Below are 21,902 nucleotides of genomic sequence, written 5' to 3' on the forward strand. Positions count from 1 at the left end.
TTAATATCTCTCTTTAGTGATGAGGCAAACTATCTACTAGCTTTTCTTTAGCCATTTTCGCTCTAGCTTCTAGGCGAGTGCTGAAGAATACACCAGATAGTGCCGCAACCATTCCTGCCATTGTTGGTATCGTTGCCATTGAAATACCCGATGCCATTAGACGAGCGTTACCAGTACCTTGAGTAGCCATCGTTTCGAAAACGCTGATCATACCCGTTACAGTACCTAGTAGGCCGATTAATGGACACATGGCTACCAATGTTTTGATAATCAACATGCGCGCTTCTAATTTTTCAGACGCTTCAGAAATCCATGCATCGCGGATTCTGTGTGCGTACCAAGACGTAGTGTCTTGGCGGGCGTCCCACTTCGCTACGATATCCGCTTTCATTTTCGGATACTCGGCGAGTAGGAACCAATAGCGCTCAATCATTAATACCCACATTAGAAAGAGTGCTATCGCGACCACGTATAATACCTGGCCGCCTGTGCCAACAAAATCCCTGATAGATTCCCAAATCTCCATCAGGACTAGCATTAGGCTTTCTCCTTCTCCGCATGTGCAGCAACAATACCTGCACTCTGCTCGTCTAGGATATGTAGAACTGCTTTACTACGACCTGAAACGATTGCGTGTAATAGGATTAGTGGTAGTGCAGCAATCAGACCTAGAGCTGTTGTTACAAGCGCTAGAGAGATGTTACCTGCCATGATCTTCGGATCACCAGTACCGAATAGTGTGATTGATTCGAACGTTAAGATCATACCAACAACTGTACCAAGTAGACCTAGTAGCGGTGCGATAGCAGCTAAGATCTTGATGATGTTGATACCAGCTTCGATACGAGGCGTTTCACGAAGAATTGCTTCGTCTAACTTAAGCTCAAGGTTTTCAACGTCTTGGTTTTTGTTGTCATGGTATACTTTAAGAATACGACCAAGTGGGTTGTTTTCGTTAGGCGTGTTGATGTTCTTAACCTGTGCTTTGATTTTAGCACTAACCATTAGAAGGTCTAGGAAACGAACTAACGCTAGTAACGCACCGATTGCAAGTAATGCAGTGATGATGTAACCAACTGTGTCACCCTGGTGCCAACGTTCTTCAACAGTTGCACGCTGAGTGTTTAGACGTAGGATACCGCCACGCGCAGGGTCAACATAGAACTTAGTGTATGAACCAGCTTGTGTATTTAGAAGATCAGCAACAGTGTTGAAGATGTGACCATCTGGCTGCTTACCTAGTGGAACGATAGCTTTGTTAGCTGCATCGTATACTACGTAGCCGTCTTTTGTGATTAGGTTGAAGTTACCAATACGAGTAACCTGCTTAGTATTGATTTCACCACTTAGCTCAGCAACTTGTGCTTCGAAAGTAGATACTTTTGCAGATTCAGTCATTTCAGTTTGGAATGCAATCCAAAGCTCTTCTAGTTCGCGAGTAGTCGGTAGTTCTTTAGCAGCAGCTAGTGAACGAAGAACTTCTGCACGACCTGGCTTTTGTGCACTTACAAGTGATGCTTCGATTGAACCAATCGCTTCAGAAGCTGAACGACGAACAACACCGAACATCTCACCTAAAGTACCCGTTGCGTTTTGAAGCTCAACTTCTTTTTCAGCAAGTGTGATTTCGTTTTGTTTAAACTGGTTGTTTAAACGCTCACCACGTGCCTTCTCGTTAGCTAAATCACGCTTAGCTTTGTTTAGAAGTGCTTGCTTATCAGCACGAGCAGAAAGGAACTCTTGCTCACGTTGCTTGTTGATTTTACCTTCAGAAATACGGTTTTGTTTAACTTCTTGAAGGATTTTGTCTAGAGTTTCAGTGTTTGCGTGCGCGTTTAGAGCTGCACCAGCTGAAACAGATAGAGCAGCCGCTACTGCAAAACCTTTAAATAATTTCTTCATTATTTATTACTCCGCGCCAAAGATTGGAAGTGCTAGTAGTTCAGGTGCAGCCTGACCACGTGCGATACGGATGAAAGTTTTAACTGGCTTGATGTACTCTTCGCCTAGCTCATCCCACTGTTTTGCGCTGTTGTTCCAAACCCAAGCGTGCTTAAGGTCGAATGATTGAGCAACAAATGCAACACGGCCAATACGTGCGAAGTCAACGTTGATGTTTTTACCGTTGATTTCTAGTGAGCCTTGAGATGCAACCATTGTTGAGCTGTAATCAGTCTCAATTGTGTATGCTTCAAGAACCTGACGGAACTTCTCTGAAGTCGTTACTTTAGAGTTAGAAAGAAGATCACGTAGTTTTTCAACACGACCTAAACGAGTTTCAGTGTCAAACGGAACGTCCGCTTTGATGAATTGCTCAAGCGTATCGATCATGCGATACATCAGAGGCACAACGTCCTGTTTAGTTTTCTCAATCGTACCAATCTGACGATTAAGTGACTCGATGCTAGCATTTTGGTCAGCTACCAAACGTGCTACGTGGTCGTTATAAACTTTTAATAATTCTGTTTCATCAACAACACTGCGGTACTCACCGATCATCTCTTGAGTTTGACCATAAATGTTATCAATTTTTTCTTGTGATTTTTTTGCAGCCGTTTGAGTTTGCTGACCTACTTTTTGTATGTCATTCAAAGGATCTGCAATCACGTTGCTGCTTGCGAAAGCTGTTGCACCTAGAAGTGCTGTAGCTACAAGACTCTTTCTGATTTTAACAGACATAGTTCCCAACCAATTAAGTAATGTTACTTTTATAATTTTTTGCTCTTTATAGTAGAGCTACCCTGATATCTTTCTACAGATATCAACTTTCCAATAATGCTAAATGCAAGGCCATGTGTCAACTTCATAGGCAAAACTAATTTTTTGAAAATGGATTAATATTTTTTATATAAAACATAATATTAACATCACAAATCATTCACCAAAGCATTCTACCTATGAAAAACGGACAAAGCACACATTGTTTTTACATTTTGTTACAGGGTAAAAACATCCTGTAACTGAAGTTTTAAAATACCGAACTTTAATTTTAAGTGGTTGTTTTAAAATCACTTTTATTAATCCTTGTTTTTTTGTGTTTTTTTTACTTGTGATAGCAAAACTACACTTAAATGGCTCAGTTTTATGTACAAATTTCTGCGACGACTTGATTAAAAACATCGATGAACTGCGATATATGTAATCCATCCATTAATGCATGATGTACTTCAATTGAGACGGGTATTATTCCTTGCTCTTTTTGATATTGTCCAAATACAATTTTCGGAATGCCCGAAGCAATAGGCGTATGCTCAGCGTGTTTAAAACCTGAGAATTTAAACCATGGCAAGATTGAAATATACATTTGTGTAATTTTATCGGCACCTTCAATAAAAGAAGGATTTAACAATGGTTTATCTAAAAAAGTATGTTTTTGCTGTGTGTAATGTTCACAAAATGCTAATAATGAATTTTGTGTTTCTAATGGAACGAACCTAAAACTCTCATCTGAGCGCAAAAATACAGTACTCAAGGTAATATCTGTTACTTCAACAGGTTCATTATCAACTATTCGATACCTTATTGGTGCATAACGCGCTACCGCTTCTTGCAAGCAATATAAGTAGCAAGCTGTGAAACTCAATTGCTGTGATTTTGCAAACTTAAACAGCGCTTTCATTTCAAGGTCAATAACTACATTAAAGAAGGGTTGTGAGAAAGGTAAGAAGAACTTGAAGTGCTCGGCTCTCGGCCAAGTGTCGAGATCAATTTTTTTCATAAAAAAAGGGATGCTTGATTACATCCCTCTATTAGAACAATTACATTATTCAAAGCAAAGGAATTATAGACCGTTCGCGATAATTTCTTGTGCTAGTTCATCAGCAATTATATGTGTCGACTTTTGCTCTTCTTCTGAACGCTTGAAGATTTCAGCTAGTGTGTCATAAATGCCTTCCACATGCTTAGTGGCATCTGCTTCATTATAACCAGCCGGCTTAGTTTCGTAGTAAACGTTAATAATACCACCAGCATTAATCACATAATCTGGTGCGTATAAAACGCCTTTTTCTCGTAAAATTTCACCGTGGCGAGACTCTGCTAGCTGATTATTCGCACAACCAGCAATGATTTGTGCTTTCAAACGAGGAATTGTTTCGTCATTTACCGTTGCACCAAGTGCACACGGCGCATATACATCAACGTCTAGGTCGTAAATCTCGTCGATATTCACTGCTGTAGCGCCAAAATCGTTTACAACTCTTTCTACAGATTCTTGATTAATATCAGTAACGAATAACTGTGCGCCCGCTTCATGCAAATATTTACATAATGTATAAGCTACTGCCCCTAAACCTTGAACAGATACTTTAACGCCATTTAGATCTTCATGGCCGTGCTTGTGTTTAAAAGCAGCTTTAATACCAAGGAAAGTACCAAGGGCTGTAAACGGCGAAGGGTTACCACTTTTACCTTCTAAGCCCATTACGTAATTAGTTTCTTTGTGCATCGTCATTACATCACCTGTTGTGATGTTCACGTCTTCTGCTGAATAATAAGTGCCACCTAAACGCTCAAGTTGCTTACCAAATGCTCTGAATAAAGCTTCTGATTTAATTGATTTCGCATCACCAATGATCACAGACTTGCCACCGCCAAATGGCAAACGAGCAACTGCATTTTTATAAGTCATGCCCTTAGAAAGACGCAATACATCATAAACAGCATCTTCATCTTTTGCATAATCCCACATTCGGCAGCCACCCACTGCAGGACCTAACTTTGTGCTATGTACAGCAATAATTGCTTTTAAGCCTGATTCTTTATCAGAGCAAAACACCACTTGTTCATGGTTATCAAATTCAACTTGGTTAAATACAGCCACTTTATAGTTCTCCGAAATTTTTACCCAATAATCGGGCATAGCGCTGAAACTGCATCGACTCTATCACTATATTTTTAAATTCTCTATAAATTGAGGCAATCATCCCCTACAATTATCTTAATTGACAATTTTAATTCAAAAAATGTAAATTTACCGGTAATTATAGTTAAATTAAAACCAGTAAATATTTGCTTAAGTTAAAAATAGTTACTCAAGCGGCATAAAGAGCTTACGTTAACGTAAAGGTTATGCTGAGTGTAAAATTTTTAATACAAAAAACCGCCATTTGGCGGTTTTTTGTTTGATAAGTACTGTATTGTGATAAATGCTCAGATTCTATAAAACAGGCCCTTCATCTCGAAGGATATGTAAAAAGTGCATATGTTTTTGATATTGATTTATCACATCATTGATCACTGCAGTTTCTGACCACCCCATAATGTCGTAATCTTGTCCACCTTCAAGTAAGTGCACCTCTGCACGATAATAACTTTCATAACCTTCCTCTTGGTCATGACTAAAGCTTGGTTGCACGTGTTCTTTTTTATACACGCCATATATAAAGTCATGCTCTTCACCGTGGTTCACAACGAGAGAAATACTCTTTTCTGAAGTTTTAATTTTTACCTCAATATCATTTAACTCAAACTGTGCTTTTAACGCTTTGAACGCACGTTTCACTTCTTTATTTAGAAACTGATTGATGTCTTTTTTATCTGGCGTTGAGACTATGTTATTCAGTTTTTCTTTCCAATCTGCGGTTTCTTCTCCACTCATATTTATCACAGCATGATGCTGCAAGCTCTCACGCTTTGCGCTTTCTACTTCAAGAGCTTTCACTAACCCGAAACATGAAAACAGGAGCACAAGTGAGAATGGTAAAGCACTGGCAATAGTCATGGTTTGCAGGGCCTCTAAACCACCAACTAAACTGAGCACAGCTGCAACAACACCAACACTGATTGCCCAGAACAAACGCTGCCAGACTGGTGTATCATTTTCACCATTTGAACACAGCATATCGATTACCATAGCGCCTGAATCACAAGATGTAACAAAGAAAATCACAATCATGGCCACCGACAAAAGCGTTAATATTGTTGACCACGGAAATTGCTCTAAGAACACAAATAAAGCCACAGAAGAGTTTTCGCTCACCATATTTGCAACTTGCTGAGCGCCCTGCTCAACCACCATATAAATTGCACTATTTCCAAAAACAGTCATCCAAAGCAGTGTAAATGCGGTTGGCACCACCATCACGCCTAATACGAACTCCCTAATGGTTCTGCCTTTTGAAATACGTGCAATAAATAAACCGACAAAAGGTGCCCAAGCTAACCACCAACCCCAATAGAAAATGGTCCAACCGCCAATCCAACTTTTCTTCTCATATGCAAATAAGTTGAATGTATTCGAGACAATTTCTGAGAGATAAGCGCCAACGTTTTGTACATAGGCTTGAAGTAAAAATACGCTAGGGCCTAGTATGAAGATAAATGCAAGTAAAGCTATCGCCATTAGCATATTCGCTTCAGAGAGTATTTTAATGCCTTTATCTAATCCCGTTGCCACCGACACCGACGCCAGTGTGGTGATGACCACCATGATAATGACTTGATTGGTTTGGCTGACGTCAAACTCGAATAAATAATTAAGTCCGGCATTTACCTGACTTGCACCTAACCCCAAAGAAGTCGCCACACCAAAAACTGTACTGACAACCGCAAAAATATCCACTAAGTGCCCTTGCCAACCATAGATTTTATCGCCAATGATTGGATGAAGCGCAGAGCGTAATGTTAAAGGTAGTTTATGACGATAGCTAAAGTAAGCCAGCACTAAAGCAACGATGGCGTAAATAGCCCAAGCATGAAAGCCCCAGTGGAAAAAGGTAATTTTCATTGCTTCTTTGATGGCTTCTAAAGAGCCCGGTTCCGCCGTTGGCGGAGACAAATAGTGCATAATAGGTTCTGCCACGCCAAAAAACATCAAGCCAATTCCCATGCCTGCTGCGAAAAGCATGGAGATCCAGGTGCCTAATGAGTAATCAGGGGTGGCATGGTCAGGCCCTAGTTTTACCGAGCCAAATCGAGATAAGCTAAGATACAATACAAAGCCCAAAATGATGGCAACGGTAAGCACATAAAACCAACTGCCATTGGCTGTGATTGCGTTTTGAATATCTGCAAATAATGCCTTTGCCATATTTGGGGCTGAAACAGTGACTATCATCAGTAGCAGGATAACTAGAGAAGCGGGGTAAAACACCGCTTTGTTTAATTTTGCTTGTTGTCCGAGCATGTAACACCTTTTTCGCTAAAAAAAGCTTTCATCTATAAATAAAAATGCCAATTAAAGTTGCACGCTTTAAACTGAAAGATAAAGAAATAGATGACAACTTCATGAATAATTAATTTCATCTCTAACTAATTATATGAAGTTTTCTTACAAAAGTAATCCCGGCTCTAAGTAAAAGCTCTAGAGTAACAAGTGATGTATAAAAAAAGCACTTAACTAAGTAAGTGCTTTTTAGAGTGATTTGATTTTAAGCTGAATACCTATTCAGGCTCGTAGCCAAGATTTGGTGACAACCAGCGCTCAGCTTCAGCAAGCGTCATGTTAGTTCGCTTCGCGTAGTCTTCAACCTGATCCTTTTGAATTTGTGCTACTGCATAATATTTCGAATCAGGGTGAGAGAAATACCACCCCGATACGGCAGCACCCGGCCACATTGCATATGAGCTAGTAAGTTGCATACCGATACGATCTTCAGTTTGCAGTAACGACCAGATTTTTTTCTTCTCAGTATGTTCAGGACAGGCAGGATAACCTGGAGCAGGACGAATACCTTGGTAATTTTCACGAATAAGCTCTTCATTACTGAGGTTTTCATCAGCTGCATAACCCCAGTACTCTTTACGAACTTGCTCATGAAGATATTCAGCAAACGCCTCGGCTAAACGGTCAGCAACCGCTTTAACCATGATCTTGTTGTAGTCATCTTGTTGCGCGTCGAATGCTTCAGCTAAGTCGTCTTCTTCAAGACCGCCAGTTACAGCAAATGCACCAAAGTAGTCAGGTGTGCCTTTCGGCGCGACATAGTCGGCTAAACAGTAATTCGGGAAATCAGTTTTCTCCGTTTGCTGACGTAAGTGACAACTTAACTCTAATACTTCAGAACGAGTTTCATCTGTGTAGATCTCAATGTCATCACCTACACGGTTTGCTGGGAATAAACCAATCACGCCAAGTGGTTTCAGCGCTTGTGTTTTTTCAAACTCATCAAGCATCGCATTAGCATCGTGATAAAGCTTTTTCGCCTCTTCACCAACAATTTCGTCGTCGAGAATACGAGGGAATTTACCAGCCAATGACCAAGTCATAAAGTAAGGTGTCCAGTCGATGTATTCACGCAATGTTTTGATGCTGACATCTCTAAACTCTGTAACACCCAGCTTTTTCGGCACAGGTGGCGTGTAGCTATCCCAATCAAGTTTTGCGGCATTATCACGGGCACGCTGGATAGTAACAGGTTTACTACGTGGCTTTTTACGCGCTTGTTGCTCACGAACCTTTTCGTACTCAGCAGTGGTTTTTGCTAAAAACTCCGGTTTTTGTGTTTTGCTTAATAAGCTTGATACCACACCTACCGCACGGCTGGCATTGTTCACATACACTACGCCTTTGTTGTACTGAGGCTCAATTTTAACCGCAGTGTGAGCTTTAGAAGTCGTTGCACCACCAATTAAAAGTGGAATATCAAAACCACGACGCGTCATTTCTTTTGCCACATGCACCATTTCATCAAGCGATGGCGTAATAAGGCCTGACAAACCAATGGCATCGGCTTTTTCATCTATGGCAGTTTGCAAAATTTTCTCAGCAGGTACCATCACACCTAAATCGACCACTTCATAGTTGTTACATTGCAGTACTACGCCCACAATGTTTTTACCAATGTCGTGTACGTCGCCTTTAACCGTTGCCATGATAATTTTACCATTGGTTGCGCCCTCTTCTTTCTCCGCTTCGATATACGGGTCTAGGTAAGCAACAGCACGTTTCATTACACGGGCTGATTTTACAACCTGAGGTAAGAACATTTTACCAGCACCGAATAAATCACCCACCACGTTCATGCCGTCCATCAATGGACCTTCAATCACTTGAATTGGTTTATCCATCGAAGCGCGACACTCTTCGGTATCTTCTTCAATATATTCGGTAATGCCTTTAACAAGTGCATGCTCTAAACGTTTTTCGACTGACCAAGTACGCCACTCTAGGTCTTCCACTTTTTCTGCTTGCGCCAAACCTGAATACTTAGGTGCCAACTCAACCAGACGCTCACCTGCGCCAGGATCAGTATTTAATACAACATCTTCAACAGCTTTTCTCAGCTCAAGGGGAATATCATCATAAACTGCAAGCTGACCGGCGTTTACAATGCCCATATCCATACCCGCTTGAATGGCGTGGTATAAGAACACTGAGTGAATGGCTTCACGTACTGGGTTATTGCCACGGAACGAGAATGACACGTTAGATACACCACCCGACACTTTACAGTGTGGCAGGTTTTGCTTAATGCGACGTGTGCCTTCGATAAAGTCAACCGCGTAGTTATCGTGCTCTTCAATACCTGTTGCAACTGCAAAGATATTCGGGTCAAAGATAATATCTTCGGGTGGGAAGCCTAGTTGGTCCACTAAAATACGGTAAGAGCGTTCACAAATTTCAAATTTGCGGTCGGCTGTTTCAGCTTGCCCTGTTTCATCAAACGCCATGACAACGGCTGCAGCGCCGAATCGTTTAATGATTTTAGCCTGGCGGATAAACGGCTCTTCACCTTCTTTAAGTGAAATCGAGTTAACGATCGCCTTACCTTGAATACATTTTAGGCCCGCTTCAATAACTTCCCATTTAGACGAATCAACCATGATAGGCACTCGCGAGATGTCTGGCTCAGAAGCAATCAGGTTTAAGAATTTTGTCATCGCCGCTTTCGAATCTAACATGGCTTCATCCATGTTGATGTCGATAACTTGTGCGCCGTTTTCTACTTGCTCACGCGCGACATCAAGGGCTGTTTCGTAATCTTCTTCTAAAATTAGGCGTTTGAACTTTGCAGAACCGGTAACATTGGTACGCTCACCAACGTTGGTAAAAATTGCGGTATTTTGTTGCGTCATCTGATACTTCCTAATTCAAGTTACACGCTTCAAGGCCCGCTAAGCGCATACGCACATCTAGCTCAGGCAGAGATCTTGGTTTAATTTGCGCAAGGCCATTAGCAAATGCCTTAATATGTTCAGGTGTTGTACCACAACAGCCACCGACGATATTGATGAAGCCTTCTTTGCCCCAGTCGATGATTTCTACTGACATTTCATCAGCTTCTAGGTCGTACTCACCAAATTCATTCGGTAAACCTGCGTTAGGGTGAACAGAAGTAAAGGTTTCACACACACGCGACAGCTCTTCAACATAAGGACGTAATAAGTCTGGACCTAATGCGCAGTTCAAACCAATTGAAATAGGTTTAATGTGACGAATTGAATTATAGAATGCTTCTGTTGTTTGGCCTGACAGTGTTCGACCAGAAGCATCAGTAATAGTACCTGAGATCATTACTGGCAACGTAATACCCGCATGTTCAAACGCTTCTTCTACGGCAAATGACGCAGCTTTGGCATTTAAAGTGTCGAAAATCGTCTCAATCAAAATTAAATCTGCACCACCTTCAATCAAAGCAAGCGTCGACTCAATATAGGCCTCAACCAATGCATCGAAGGTAATATTACGATAACCCGGGTCGTTCACATCTGGTGAGATTGAACATGTTTTAGATGTTGGACCTAGTACACCCGCTACATAGCGCGGTTTGTGTGGCTCTTTTTCGGTGAACTCGTCACAAATTTTACGTGCTAATTTAGCCGACTCAAGGTTGATTTCACGACTCAAACTGCCCATTTCGTAATCTTCCATCGAAATAGTAGTCGCATTAAAGGTGTTTGTTTCAATAATGTCAGCACCTGCAGCTAGGTATTTACGATGAATATCTGTAATGACACCAGGTTGAGTTAGGCTTAATAAATCGTTATTGCCTTTCACTAACACATGCCAATCTTTAAAGCGCTCGCCGCGATAATCTTCTTCTTCAAATTTATACTCTTGGATCATGGTACCCATGGCGCCATCTAAAATAAGAATTCGTTGTTTTAAAGCCTCTTTTAAGGCTGCACTTTTATTCGGCATAGTTGTTAGTCCTTACATCTTGGCTAACTAGGTTAATATCGTATGGAGTAGTTTGGTAAACGTAATAATTCAGCCAATTTGAGAATAACAAAAAGGCATGACTTTGCCATGTTTTACTCGGCTTTTGTTCAGCATCGTTATTCGGAAAGTACCCTTCTGGCTTAGGCGCATCAGGGCTTTTGGCTAGGTCGCGTAAATATTCTTTTTGCAAAGTATCAGCATCATATTCAGGGTGGCCTGTTAAAAACACCTGACTGCCAGACTGGTTTTTAATTAAATACGCACCGACCTTTTCAGAGCCTGCCAACACAGCAAGTTCAGGCGTATTTTGTATTTTAGCTAGTTCAATGTGACCATAGCGAGAATGCGGTACTAAAAACTCATCGTCAAAACCACGAGTTAGCGCACCATGCTCAAACAAACAACGGTGCTTAAATACGCCACATAGTTTATCGTCACGCAGTTCACGCTTTAAACCATAATGATGGTACAAGCCCGCATGAGCTGCCCAACAAGAGAATAATGTTGAGGTCACATGGTTTTCAGCCCAATCAAATAACTCTTTGAGTTCTTGCCAGTAAATGACATCGTCATATTCCAGATGAGCCAGCGGTGCACCTGTGATAATCATGGCATCGTAGTTTTCATCTTTTACATCAGAAAAGTAGCGATAGAACATATCTAAGTGTTGCTCAGAATTTTCTGAACTACGGTGCGTATCTAATCGTAATAAGTCGACGTTAACCTGAAGCGGGGTATTCGCAAGCAAACGAATAAACTGCACTTCGGTTTCAACTTTGTTGGGCATGAGGTTGAGAATTGCCAAGCGCATCGGACGGATCTCCTGCGTTCTTGCACGTGATTTCGGCATCACGAAGACATTTTCATGTCTGAGTGTAGCAATAGCAGGTAACTCATCTTTTACGGTGATCGGCATACAATTTCCCCCAACTTAATTTATGGCTGTCATTATGAACGTAAAGCCGAAAAATTCAACCTCTAGATGTTTAGATGTCTAAAATCTCAACTCATTTGTTTGCAACTGAAAAATTTACTTAGATAATTCACGCGTCAAACATCATTATATAAAGAGAAAAACATGGGGATCGGTGAACTTGCCGCAATCAGCGCAGCCATAGTCTGGGCGTCATCTACAATTTTATACAAACGCTTTAGCCATCATTTATCGCCCCTGCAACTAAATGTCAGTAAAGGCATTATTGCTTGTGCACTGATGTTATTAATTTTGCTAATTATGCCTACCAGCCCTTTACCACAATTAACCAGCTCTTGGGCTTGGCTTATTGTCAGCGGCATTTTGGGTATTGCTATTGGCGATAGCGCTTATTTCGCTGCACTTAGAAATATAGGCCCAGCACGTACACTTGTCATTGAATCACTCGCGCCAGCCATTGCAGGTGTACTAAATATTGTATTGCTCGGCGTATGGCTGAGTGGCCTTGCATGGCTAGGTATTATAATAACAACTTTAGGCGTTTTGCTGGCAATTAAACCTAAAAGTCCATTACCTCAAGTTGAACACAGCATTTACATCAAAGGAGTTGGTTTTGCGTTGCTTGCAGCCACTTGCCAAGCGGCAGGTATGGTGATGTCAAAAGGTGCGATGAATGCTGAACAAATTGGTAGTTTGTGGGCTGCTTTTATTCGTTTATTTTCAGGCACACTGGCTGTCGCTTGCGTTGTCGCATGTCTAAAAGAACAAAATCTCAAACAAGCCATTACCTTGAATGGCATAAGTCAAAAGCAATGGCTTTTTGTCGCGGTGTTTTTTGGCACTTTTATTGGCCTTTGGTTGCAGCTTATTTCAGTCAAACATACCGATCCGGCTATCGCACAAACTATTTTCGCAACCGCCCCACTGATGGTGATGACCATTGGTGCCCTGCGCAAAGAACCCATGACAAGGAATATGATATTGGGTGGGTTAATTGCTTTTTCTGGTGTAGCGTTGTTGGTTTTGAGTTAATTTCATGAGTTTAAAAGAGAGATAACCTGCTGTTTGATTGACGAAATCGCTAGGTAAACTCTACAATATGCAAGTTAATTTTGAACATGAAAGGTTTCATCTATGGCATTGCCAGATAAGTTTATTTATTCAATGCACCGCGTTAGCAAAGTGGTGCCACCTAAACGTACGATTTTAAAAGATATTTCATTATCTTTCTTCCCTGGTGCGAAAATTGGTGTACTTGGTCTAAACGGCGCAGGTAAATCGACTCTTTTACGCATCATGGCAGGTGTTGATAAAGAGTTTGAAGGTGAGGCGAATGCACTTGCTGGTACTAAAATCGGCTATCTTCCTCAGGAACCTCAATTAGACGAAAACAAAACTGTTCGTGAAACTGTTGAAGAAGCTGTAAGCGAAGTTAAAAACGCTCTTGCGCGCCTTGATGAAGTTTATGCTGAATATGCAATGGATGGCGCTGATTTTGACGCTCTAGCAAAAGAGCAAGGTCAACTAGAAGCTATTATCCAAGCACATGATGGCCACAACCTAGACAATGCTTTAGAGCGCGCTGCTGACGCACTTCGCCTACCTGAGTGGGATGCAAAGATTGAACACCTATCTGGTGGTGAGCGTCGTCGTGTTGCTATCTGTCGTCTGCTTCTAGAAAAACCAGATATGCTATTACTAGACGAACCAACCAACCACTTAGACGCAGAGTCTGTTGCTTGGCTAGAGCGCTTCTTACACGACTACGAAGGCACCGTTGTAGCTATTACCCACGACCGTTACTTCTTAGATAATGTTGCTGGTTGGATATTAGAGCTTGACCGTGGCCATGGTATTCCTTGGGAAGGCAACTATTCTTCTTGGCTTGAGCAAAAAGATGCGCGTCTAAAGCAAGAAGAAAAAGCTGAAAAGGCACGTCAAAAGTCGATTGCACAAGAGCTGGAGTGGGTTCGTTCAAACCCTAAAGGTCGTCAAGCTAAATCTAAAGCGCGTATGGCACAGTTCTCTGAGCTTCAGCAAAGTGATTACCAAAAGCGTAATGAAACTAACGAACTATTTATCCCACCGGGTCCTCGCCTAGGTGATAAAGTAATTGAAGTAAATGGCCTAACTAAAGGCTATGGTGACCGTGTACTTATCGACAATCTAAGCTTCAGTGTACCAAAAGGTGCAATCGTTGGTATTATCGGTGCTAACGGTGCAGGTAAATCAACGTTATTCAAAATGATCTCAGGCCAAGAGCAAGCAGATGCTGGTACTGTTGATGTTGGTGAAACTGTAGAACTCGCTGCGGTTGATCAGTTCCGTGACAACATGGACGACAGCAACACTGTTTTCCAAGAAATCTCTAACGGTCAAGATGTACTTAAAATTGGTAACTTTGAGATCCCAAGCCGCGCCTATGTTGGCCGCTTTAACTTCAAAGGCAACGACCAGCAAAAGTTTGTAAAAGAGCTTTCTGGTGGTGAGCGCAACCGTCTTCACCTAGCTAAGCTTTTAAAAGCTGGCGGTAACGTTTTACTACTGGATGAGCCAACCAACGACTTAGACGTTGAAACACTTCGTGCCCTAGAGAACGCGATTTTAGAATTCCCAGGCTGTGTAATGTGTATCTCACACGACCGTTGGTTCTTAGACCGTATCGCTACACATATTCTTGATTACCGTGACGAAGGTCAAGTGAACTTCTTTGATGGTAACTATACAGAGTACGAAGCTTGGCTGAAGAAGACCTATGGCGCACAAGCTGCCGAGCCTAAGCGTATTAAGTACAAAAAAATTGGCTAAATAATCCACGCATTAGCTAATTTTTGCAAATCATTGATATTAAAAGCCCTGTTTATGCAGGGCTTTTTTTACACTAGAGCCTAAGTGTATTACTATCTATGCTTAGATAATCTAGAATATTGAGAGAATGATGATGGAAGAACGCAGACGTTTTACGCGTATTTTGTTTTCAAACCCGGCGACCTTAATGACTGCCAGTGGTGATTACAATTGCCAAGTACTCGACCTTTCATTAAAAGGCGCATTGATCACCTTGCCTGTGGGTTATGTACCCCTTCAAGGTGAAGCCGCTAACCTAAAGTTTCATCTACCAGACAGTGATGTACTGATTTCAATGGAAGTCGAAGTAAGACATGTCGAAAGTGAATATTTAGGCCTTCACTGTAATCAAATCGACCTTGAGAGTGTGACGCACCTGAAACGCTTGATTGAACTCAATGTGGGCGATGATGCTGTACTGCATCGAGAAATCGAACAACTTGCCTTTAAAAATGCTTAAATAAATTTAAATTAACTATCAAATATAAGAAGAGATAAAAAATGATTTTGGAATCTTTACAAGGATTTTTGCCTTTTATTAGTTATTTCGTAATTGGCTATGCAATTACTCTGTGCTTTTTGTTTGTATACACCTACATAACGCCACACTGTGAATGGCGTTTAATGAAAGAAAACAACCCTGCTGCTGCGGTCGCGTTCTGCGGTACATTAATTGGTTTTATTTTACCTATCGCTAGTGCAGCGGTGAATGCTGTGTCACTTTTAGACTTTGCTGTTTGGGGTGTGATTGCCGGGGTTATGCAGCTAGTTACATTCTTTACTGTTCGTTTATACATGCCAAAGCTGTCTGAAAAAATTGAAGCACAACATTTGAGTGCTGGTTTATTTTTGGGTGCAGCCTCACTGGCTACGGGAGTTTTAAACGCCGCCTGTATGACTTACTAGGAGGCCTGATGAAACGTAGCAAGCACATTAAACTGACTTTACTCATGGGCGCCACAGGCTCATTAGCCGGCTGTGGTGATAGTGAAGAGTCCGCTTTATTATTCCAAGATACGATGGAATGTAATTCTTTTGGTATTGAATTAGAAACCTGCCAAGCTGAGTATCAACAAGCACTTGAACAACATTTAAATGAAGCCCCGCGTTACGCCACCGAGCAATTGTGTGAAGGTGATTTCGGCTTCGATAGATGTGAATCAAATGGCGGGATTTGGCAGCCTTTAATGGCTGGCTTTATGATAGGTTTAGTCGCTGAAGCCGTTGATGAAGGACTTGATGCCCTAAAGAAAAAACGCAAACATAAGCGTGCCATGTTAGGCGGCAAATACTATTCAGGTGCCAAACCTCTATACCGTAGCCGTGACGATTTCTTTAGCTATCGTAATTCTAACAATGACTATGTGGCCAGTGCGAGCAGCAGTGGTTCTACGCTCGTCAAATCAAGTAAAGTTAACTACAAAGCAAAACGAAAACCCGTTACTCGTAAACGCGGTGGTTTTGGTCGTAGTGCTTCAAGAAGTAGTTGGGGTGGTTAAGCGAAAGCTTAACCTCTAGTTTCACATTATGTTCAGAAGATCATCCCCGCCTCGCCCACACTGGCAAAAACTCGCCAAAGAAACTGGCTTTAACTTTCATACCATGCACGGTGAAACTTATTGGGATGAAAGCGTATATTACCAATTTACTTTACAGCAAATAGAGCAAGACATAGAAGACCCGAGTGTCGAGCTCAATCAAATGTTATTGGAGTTGGTTTCTAAGGTCTGTGACGACGATGAACTCATGCAGCTATTTGCCATCCCTGAACAGCAATGGGATTTAATTCGTCGTTCTTGGTTTAGACGGGATCCGCATTTATACGGCCGTTTTGATTTTAGTTACGACGGTAATGGCCCAGCCAAATTACTCGAAGCGAATTTTGATACACCCACTTCATTATTTGAAGCTGGCTATTTTCAATGGCGTTGGCTCGAAGATATGGTCGATGCTGGACAACTGCCAAGGCAAAGCGACCAGTTTAATGCCTTACAAGAAGCTCTGATAAAGCATTTTCGACAACTACATAGGTTTCATCGCGCTCAACGTTTATATTTCTCGTGCTGTAAAGACACAGAAGAAGACCTAGGCACAGTCGAATACATGCGTAGCTGTGCCATGGAGGCGGGTTTAAAAACGGGCTTTTGTTTTGTAGAAGACATTGGACTCAATGACGCCAATCAATTAACCGACCTGAACAATAACCCCATAAGTTGGATGTTTAAACTCTATCCTTGGGAGTTTATGTTTACCGATGAGTTCGCACCTGTTTTATCGAATTTAAAGATGCAGTGGTTAGAGCCTGCTTGGAAAGCCATCATTTCAAATAAGGCTATTTTGCCTTTACTTTGGCAAATGTACAAAGGCCACCCAAACCTGTTACCAGCTTATTTTTCGAAAGATAAACACAAACTCGATACGGCCGCTGGTATCGTTAAGAAGCCGCTTTTTTCTCGTGAAGGGGCAAATATAGAAATTTCCAAAGCAGGTAAAACGCTGGCAAGCTCTGGCGGCGACTATGGTGATGAAGGTTTTATTTATCAAGCTTTTCATGCTTTACCAAACTTTGATGGCAACTATCCTTTAATTGGGAGCTGGATGGTAAAAGATGAAGCTGTGGCTATGAGTATTCGAGAAGACAGCTCTTTGATCACACAAGATCTAAGCCGCTTCATACCACATATAATCTTGGGCTAATTTGCAGCTTTTAAGTTATAGCCATTTAAGCAAATTGGCAAATGCGCTAACATTAACACAAATCATTTCATAGGGATGAATACTATGTCGCACACACGTGCTTTTCCTTTGAACCAACATCTCATTTCAGTCTCAGGCCAAGATCAGCTTAACTATTTACATGGCCAACTGACACAAGATTTGAATTTAATCAACGAACAACAATTCCTATGGGCAGGTCATTGCTCACCTAAGGGCAAGCTTTGGGGTGCATTTAAGCTATTTAAGCATCAATCAAAGTTTTATTTATTAGGTAGCCCCGCTGAATGTGAAGCTTCAGCGAGAGAGCTTAAGAAATATGGTGTTTTCGCTAAAGTTGAAATAGAGCTTCACGAAAGTCCAAAACTTTTCGGGCTTTTAACCAACGACTTTTCCGCAACCTGTGAGCAGTTTGAAATCACATTCTCAGAAGAACAAAATAGTTGTGAGTTTGCAGGCGGTATTGCCCTGAAACTCGATGAAACTCGTTTGATTGTTTTATTAAATGATGACGCAAAATTGCCAAATGACATCACGCTTGAAGACGATGCAACTGAGTTTGCAGAAGCAGCCATTTTAGCCGGAGAGCCTGCTCTGAGCAGTGACTACATTGAAGAGTTTGTACCACAAATGATCAACCTTCAAGCAATCGGTGGTATTAGCTTTAAAAAAGGCTGCTACACAGGTCAAGAAACCGTTGCACGTATGCGTTATTTAGGTAAAAACAAACGCGCTATGTACATAGTACAAGGCGATGCTTCTCTAGCAGTTGAAGACTCAGATTTAGAAATTCAACTTGAAGACAATTGGCGTCGTGCAGGCAAAATCATTTGCCAAGTTTTCAATCGTAACTCAAACACCTACTCTGCACTGGCTGTATTACCAAATGATACACAATCAGATGCTACACTTAGGTTAAAACAATCTCCAGAGCAGTTGGTTTCAATCCAACCTCTTCCTTATTCTCTTGAAGATCAATAATTGGATCCTATTATGAAAATCACTAAAGACGCCGTTGTAAAAATGCATTTCTCTGTAATGGATGACGAGCAAAATACCATAGATAACACCTACGACGGCGAACCGCTTGAGATCATCTCAGGTCATGGTTACTTAGTACCTGGCTTAGAAGCGGCTATTGCAGACAAACAAGCTGGAGACACTTTCTCTGTGACTATTGAGCCAGAACAAGGCTATGGTGAGCGTCACGATAACCTAACGCAGGTTGTTGAGAAATCAATGTTCGAAGGCATGGACATTGATGTGGGTATGCAATTCAGAGCGACCACAGACGAAGGTGAGCACACGGTGATCATCATTGGTATTGAAGGTGATGAAGTTGTGATCGATGGTAATCACCCGCTATCGGGTTTAACACTTACTTTTGATGTTGAAATCGTTGATGTGCGTGAAGCAACCGCTGAAGAGCTTGAGCACGGTCATGTACATACAGAAGGCGGTTGTGGTCACGACCACTAATGTAATTGTAAGCTTTAAGCTTTAAGCTTTAAGCTTTAAATAAAAAAATAGCGCCACTGTTATGTTAGGCGCTATTTTTTATTTAGACTAAATGAGCTAACTATGTCTAACTAAAATCAAATGGATCTTTACGCTTTTTAACTGGCTCATGTTCCTCGTCATCTTCATCAATGTCAGTTTGTTCAGGCGTATTAATCACTTCAGGAACATACCTTAACGCTTCAGGAAAACTTGCAAGTAAGGTTTCTTGATCATTTGTACCAACACGATATTTAGTGCCATCCTTTAGCAGAATTTCGATGGCAGAGAAACCAGCAGCTGCATACACCCACCCATCATGACTAATGCGCATTCCTACGCCATGACGTAACGAGTTACGAACCGCTCTCACAGACTCTATATCATCAAAATTTAGTGTTTTCTTACCAATTCCTGGGCCAAACCAAAAACTGACTGAGTGGCTGTTTTGGTTCACTTCAACAGTTAGGCCATAAAAAGCAATAGCAACCAAAACGAGTAATACAGCAAACCCAACGATGCCCGCATTTAACCCAATTAATTGCGCAGCAACGCCTAAAAAGCTACTAATCCACAATAAAATTGCCCATATCACCCATGCAAATTGTGTATGTTTGTACATAAACTCTCTTTAATTAATCTTCAATTTTAACTGGGGTCGGACGCGTAAAATCTTGCAGTCCACCACTAAAGCTGTAAATCAATGTCGCGCTGATTTCAGTGTCTTTTTTAAGCTTATTCTCTTCAGGCTGTGAGTTGTGTCTATAGGTATAAGCTACTTTAAAACCAATTCCACCTAAAACTTGAGTAACCAGTGCCGTTTCGCTCAAAACTCGAGTATTTAACCCTGATAGTGAACGCTCAATACTGATATCTTGGTTAAAGCGCGTTCTCTCCGATACTTTGCGTTCCCACTGTAATGCCAAACGTAATAATTGACCTTGCTGGACACGATCTGCACCCTCTAACACATCAATTTCGTCACTGGTTCGCGTTATTGATAAACCTGGGCCTATATCTAAATCAACGGTGTTCTTTCTACCTTCAAATAAACGCGTTCCATACCCTAGCGCAAAGGTGGCAGTGTATTCTTTACCATTAAATTCGTCGTCTTCGTAGTCAGCGTATAAGAAAAACGACTCATTATCTTCGCCAATTTTATAGTTACCTTGCATTGACACAAAGTAACGCTCCGCTGATACCGTTTCAGTCCCAGTCTCTGCATCAGTGTCTTCACGGTAAAGACCATCAAACTTAAAGTGATTTCGCCAGTGGGTGAAATCTTGATACAAATTGCCCTTCAACTTAAATGCAGTATTTTCAGCGTTACCTTTGTTGATAATCAAACCAAACTCAGTATCACCATATAAAAACTCACCTTTGTGAAGTTCATGTATTTCTTCATCTGATAGCTCTCCGTATTCATGGAAGTCTTCAAATGGATCTACAGCATAGGTAGGGTTGCTGAAAGTAGCAAAGCAGAGACCAGCTATGAGTGCCGGTATTTTTATTTTTTTTATTATCATGCTTATCTATTGAATGTTTTCTTCGGCTTCTTGCTTCCATAACACATGACAGAACGGCGCATCCAAATCGCGACTGATAAGAATTTTAGCAAGCACTTCATCACCATCTTCGTATTCAATACCCACTAAAACTTGTACAAAATCTTCAAGATCACTTTCAAGAGATACAAATTCTTGCCAGCTATCATCGGGTTCACTGTCTTCAATAAAACCAAACTCTTCATGATGTTGGTTAAATTCAGCAATATCTAACTCAGATAAATTTTGTGGTGCTAACTCTTGAAAAATTTCATAAGCTTGATGGGTTGCTTCTTCAATACTACAAAGACGTGCAGGCATAGAAAGTCTCACTAACAAATATTGTCGCTATAATACAAAACCGTCAATTACTTGGCTATGGTCTTGAGTCGAATTGATGAATTTACATGGCAAACAAAGCCATATAGAGTGTTGACTCTAAAGCTATAATAAAAACAGGTTCCCTATGGTTTCACTCGAAATAATATACAATGTTGCTTACGTCACCCTGAACCGCCCTGATAAACAAAACGCATTAAGTGTTGAAATGTTTATCCAGCTTGATAAATGCATTAAAAAAATCAAAAAACAGCGTGAAATTCGCGCTGTTGTTATTCGCGGAGCGGGCGCGCATTTCTGTTCTGGGCTAGATGTTAAGTCTGTCATGGCAAAGCCTCTGAACATCGTTAAGTTACTTTTTAAATGGCTGCCTGGGAACGCTAATCTAGTACAGAGAGTCGTGCTTGGCTGGCACACAATCCCTGTACCTGTTATTGCTCTCATGCAAGGTAATAGTTTTGGTGGGGGCTTTCATATTGCACTAGGTGCCGATATGCGCATCGCCAAAAGCAGCACACAAGTTGCCATTATGGAATCACGCTGGGGCTTGTGCCCTGACATGGGCAGCGCACCTTTATTACTTGGCTTAACGCAGTACGACAAAGCCTTATTGCTGAGTAGCCAAGGAGAGCAAATTGATGCTAAACAGGCCTTTAAACTTGGATTGATCACAGAAATAGTAGAAGACCCTGAAAAGCGCTGCAGTGAGATAATACAGCAACTCAAAACGCGCTCTCCAGATGCGCTTTCTGCTATTAAACGCTTGAGCCAAGCAAGCTTTCATTACAACCGCAGATGTATTCTCGCTAAAGAAACTTGGTCGCAAATCAAACTATTATTGAGTAAAAATACCCGTATCGCCATGCACAATGCGACAAAGAACGAAGCCAAACCATATAATCAAAGAGGAAAATGGTAAGAA

21 protein-coding genes are annotated in these 21,902 nt (G+C 41.3%); 9 read left to right on the top strand and 12 right to left on the bottom strand.

Annotated elements, in window-relative coordinates:
* Positions 1-13: 13 nt before the first annotated feature.
* The 9 genes from ABMY35_RS10820 to metA all read right to left on the bottom strand — a co-directional run bounded on the left by ABMY35_RS10820 (position 14) and on the right by metA (position 12,020).
* Positions 14-538, bottom strand: coding sequence for a MotA/TolQ/ExbB proton channel family protein (locus tag ABMY35_RS10820; protein WP_058030193.1), 525 nt, complete (start codon positions 536-538; stop codon positions 14-16).
* Entirely contained in the window at positions 538-1,902 is a 1,365-nt protein-coding gene (locus tag ABMY35_RS10825) for a MotA/TolQ/ExbB proton channel family protein (RefSeq protein WP_349286209.1), read from the bottom strand. The genes ABMY35_RS10820 and ABMY35_RS10825 overlap by 1 nt, the downstream gene beginning before the upstream one ends.
* A gap of 6 nt (positions 1,903-1,908) precedes the next feature.
* Positions 1,909-2,679: a DUF3450 domain-containing protein gene (locus ABMY35_RS10830; protein ID WP_058030195.1), complete on the bottom strand. Its 771-nt coding sequence runs from the start codon at positions 2,677-2,679 to the stop codon at positions 1,909-1,911.
* Positions 2,680-3,082: 403 nt separating this feature from the next.
* Entirely contained in the window at positions 3,083-3,718 is a 636-nt protein-coding gene (locus ABMY35_RS10835; RefSeq protein ID WP_349286210.1) for a CatA-like O-acetyltransferase, read from the bottom strand.
* Between the two features lie 63 nt (positions 3,719-3,781).
* A complete protein-coding gene (locus ABMY35_RS10840) occupies positions 3,782-4,822 on the bottom strand; it encodes a Glu/Leu/Phe/Val dehydrogenase (protein WP_349286466.1) in 1,041 nt (346 codons plus the stop codon).
* Between the two features lie 336 nt (positions 4,823-5,158).
* Positions 5,159-7,126, bottom strand: coding sequence for a choline BCCT transporter BetT (betT, locus tag ABMY35_RS10845; protein WP_349286211.1), 1,968 nt, complete (start codon positions 7,124-7,126; stop codon positions 5,159-5,161).
* 257 nt (positions 7,127-7,383) lie between these two features.
* Positions 7,384-10,017, bottom strand: coding sequence for a methionine synthase (gene metH / locus ABMY35_RS10850; RefSeq protein ID WP_349286212.1), 2,634 nt, complete (start codon positions 10,015-10,017; stop codon positions 7,384-7,386).
* Positions 10,018-10,027: 10 nt separating this feature from the next.
* Positions 10,028-11,083, bottom strand: coding sequence for a homocysteine S-methyltransferase family protein (locus ABMY35_RS10855; protein ID WP_349286213.1), 1,056 nt, complete (start codon positions 11,081-11,083; stop codon positions 10,028-10,030).
* Positions 11,073-12,020, bottom strand: a complete 948-nt coding sequence (gene metA, locus ABMY35_RS10860; protein ID WP_138631167.1) for a homoserine O-succinyltransferase — start codon at positions 12,018-12,020, stop codon at positions 11,073-11,075. Before metA ends, ABMY35_RS10855 begins: the two co-directional genes overlap by 11 nt.
* A 162-nt stretch (positions 12,021-12,182) precedes the next feature.
* On the opposite strand from metA, the gene ABMY35_RS10865 reads away from it, so the two are divergent.
* From ABMY35_RS10865 to ABMY35_RS10900, 8 genes are all read left to right on the top strand, one after another.
* Positions 12,183-13,070, top strand: a complete 888-nt coding sequence (locus tag ABMY35_RS10865; RefSeq protein ID WP_349286214.1) for a DMT family transporter — start codon at positions 12,183-12,185, stop codon at positions 13,068-13,070.
* A gap of 102 nt (positions 13,071-13,172) precedes the next feature.
* A complete protein-coding gene (gene ettA, locus ABMY35_RS10870; RefSeq protein ID WP_058030209.1) occupies positions 13,173-14,846 on the top strand; it encodes an energy-dependent translational throttle protein EttA in 1,674 nt (557 codons plus the stop codon).
* Positions 14,847-14,979: 133 nt separating this feature from the next.
* Entirely contained in the window at positions 14,980-15,345 is a 366-nt protein-coding gene (locus tag ABMY35_RS10875; protein ID WP_349286215.1) for a PilZ domain-containing protein, read from the top strand.
* 41 nt (positions 15,346-15,386) lie between these two features.
* Entirely contained in the window at positions 15,387-15,791 is a 405-nt protein-coding gene (locus ABMY35_RS10880; protein WP_349286216.1) for a DUF350 domain-containing protein, read from the top strand.
* 8 nt (positions 15,792-15,799) lie between these two features.
* Positions 15,800-16,384, top strand: coding sequence for a DUF1190 domain-containing protein (locus ABMY35_RS10885; RefSeq protein ID WP_058030214.1), 585 nt, complete (start codon positions 15,800-15,802; stop codon positions 16,382-16,384).
* 28 nt (positions 16,385-16,412) lie between these two features.
* Positions 16,413-17,582 carry a glutathionylspermidine synthase family protein gene (locus tag ABMY35_RS10890; protein WP_349286217.1) on the top strand — a complete coding sequence of 390 codons (1,170 nt, stop codon included), beginning with the start codon at positions 16,413-16,415 and terminating at the stop codon, positions 17,580-17,582.
* Between the two features lie 84 nt (positions 17,583-17,666).
* Positions 17,667-18,581, top strand: a complete 915-nt coding sequence (locus tag ABMY35_RS10895) for a transcriptional regulator (protein WP_349286218.1) — start codon at positions 17,667-17,669, stop codon at positions 18,579-18,581.
* A gap of 12 nt (positions 18,582-18,593) precedes the next feature.
* Positions 18,594-19,079, top strand: a complete 486-nt coding sequence (locus ABMY35_RS10900) for a peptidylprolyl isomerase (protein ID WP_349286219.1) — start codon at positions 18,594-18,596, stop codon at positions 19,077-19,079.
* A gap of 106 nt (positions 19,080-19,185) precedes the next feature.
* On the opposite strand, the gene ABMY35_RS10905 is transcribed toward ABMY35_RS10900, so the two are convergent.
* The 3 genes from ABMY35_RS10905 to ABMY35_RS10915 are packed head-to-tail and all read right to left on the bottom strand — an operon-like array spanning position 19,186 to position 20,962.
* A complete protein-coding gene (locus ABMY35_RS10905; RefSeq protein ID WP_349286220.1) occupies positions 19,186-19,719 on the bottom strand; it encodes a hypothetical protein in 534 nt (177 codons plus the stop codon).
* Positions 19,720-19,732: 13 nt separating this feature from the next.
* A complete protein-coding gene (locus tag ABMY35_RS10910) occupies positions 19,733-20,623 on the bottom strand; it encodes a DUF481 domain-containing protein (RefSeq protein ID WP_349286221.1) in 891 nt (296 codons plus the stop codon).
* A 6-nt stretch (positions 20,624-20,629) separates the two neighbouring features.
* Positions 20,630-20,962, bottom strand: a complete 333-nt coding sequence (locus ABMY35_RS10915; protein ID WP_349286222.1) for a DUF440 family protein — start codon at positions 20,960-20,962, stop codon at positions 20,630-20,632.
* Between the two features lie 145 nt (positions 20,963-21,107).
* Between ABMY35_RS10915 and ABMY35_RS10920 the strand changes: the two genes are divergently transcribed.
* Positions 21,108-21,899, top strand: a complete 792-nt coding sequence (locus tag ABMY35_RS10920; protein ID WP_349286223.1) for a crotonase/enoyl-CoA hydratase family protein — start codon at positions 21,108-21,110, stop codon at positions 21,897-21,899.
* Positions 21,900-21,902 lie beyond the last annotated feature (3 nt).

The sequence above is a fragment of the Pseudoalteromonas sp. BZB3 genome, assembly GCF_040104455.1.
In the GTDB taxonomy this organism is placed as follows: domain Bacteria; phylum Pseudomonadota; class Gammaproteobacteria; order Enterobacterales; family Alteromonadaceae; genus Pseudoalteromonas.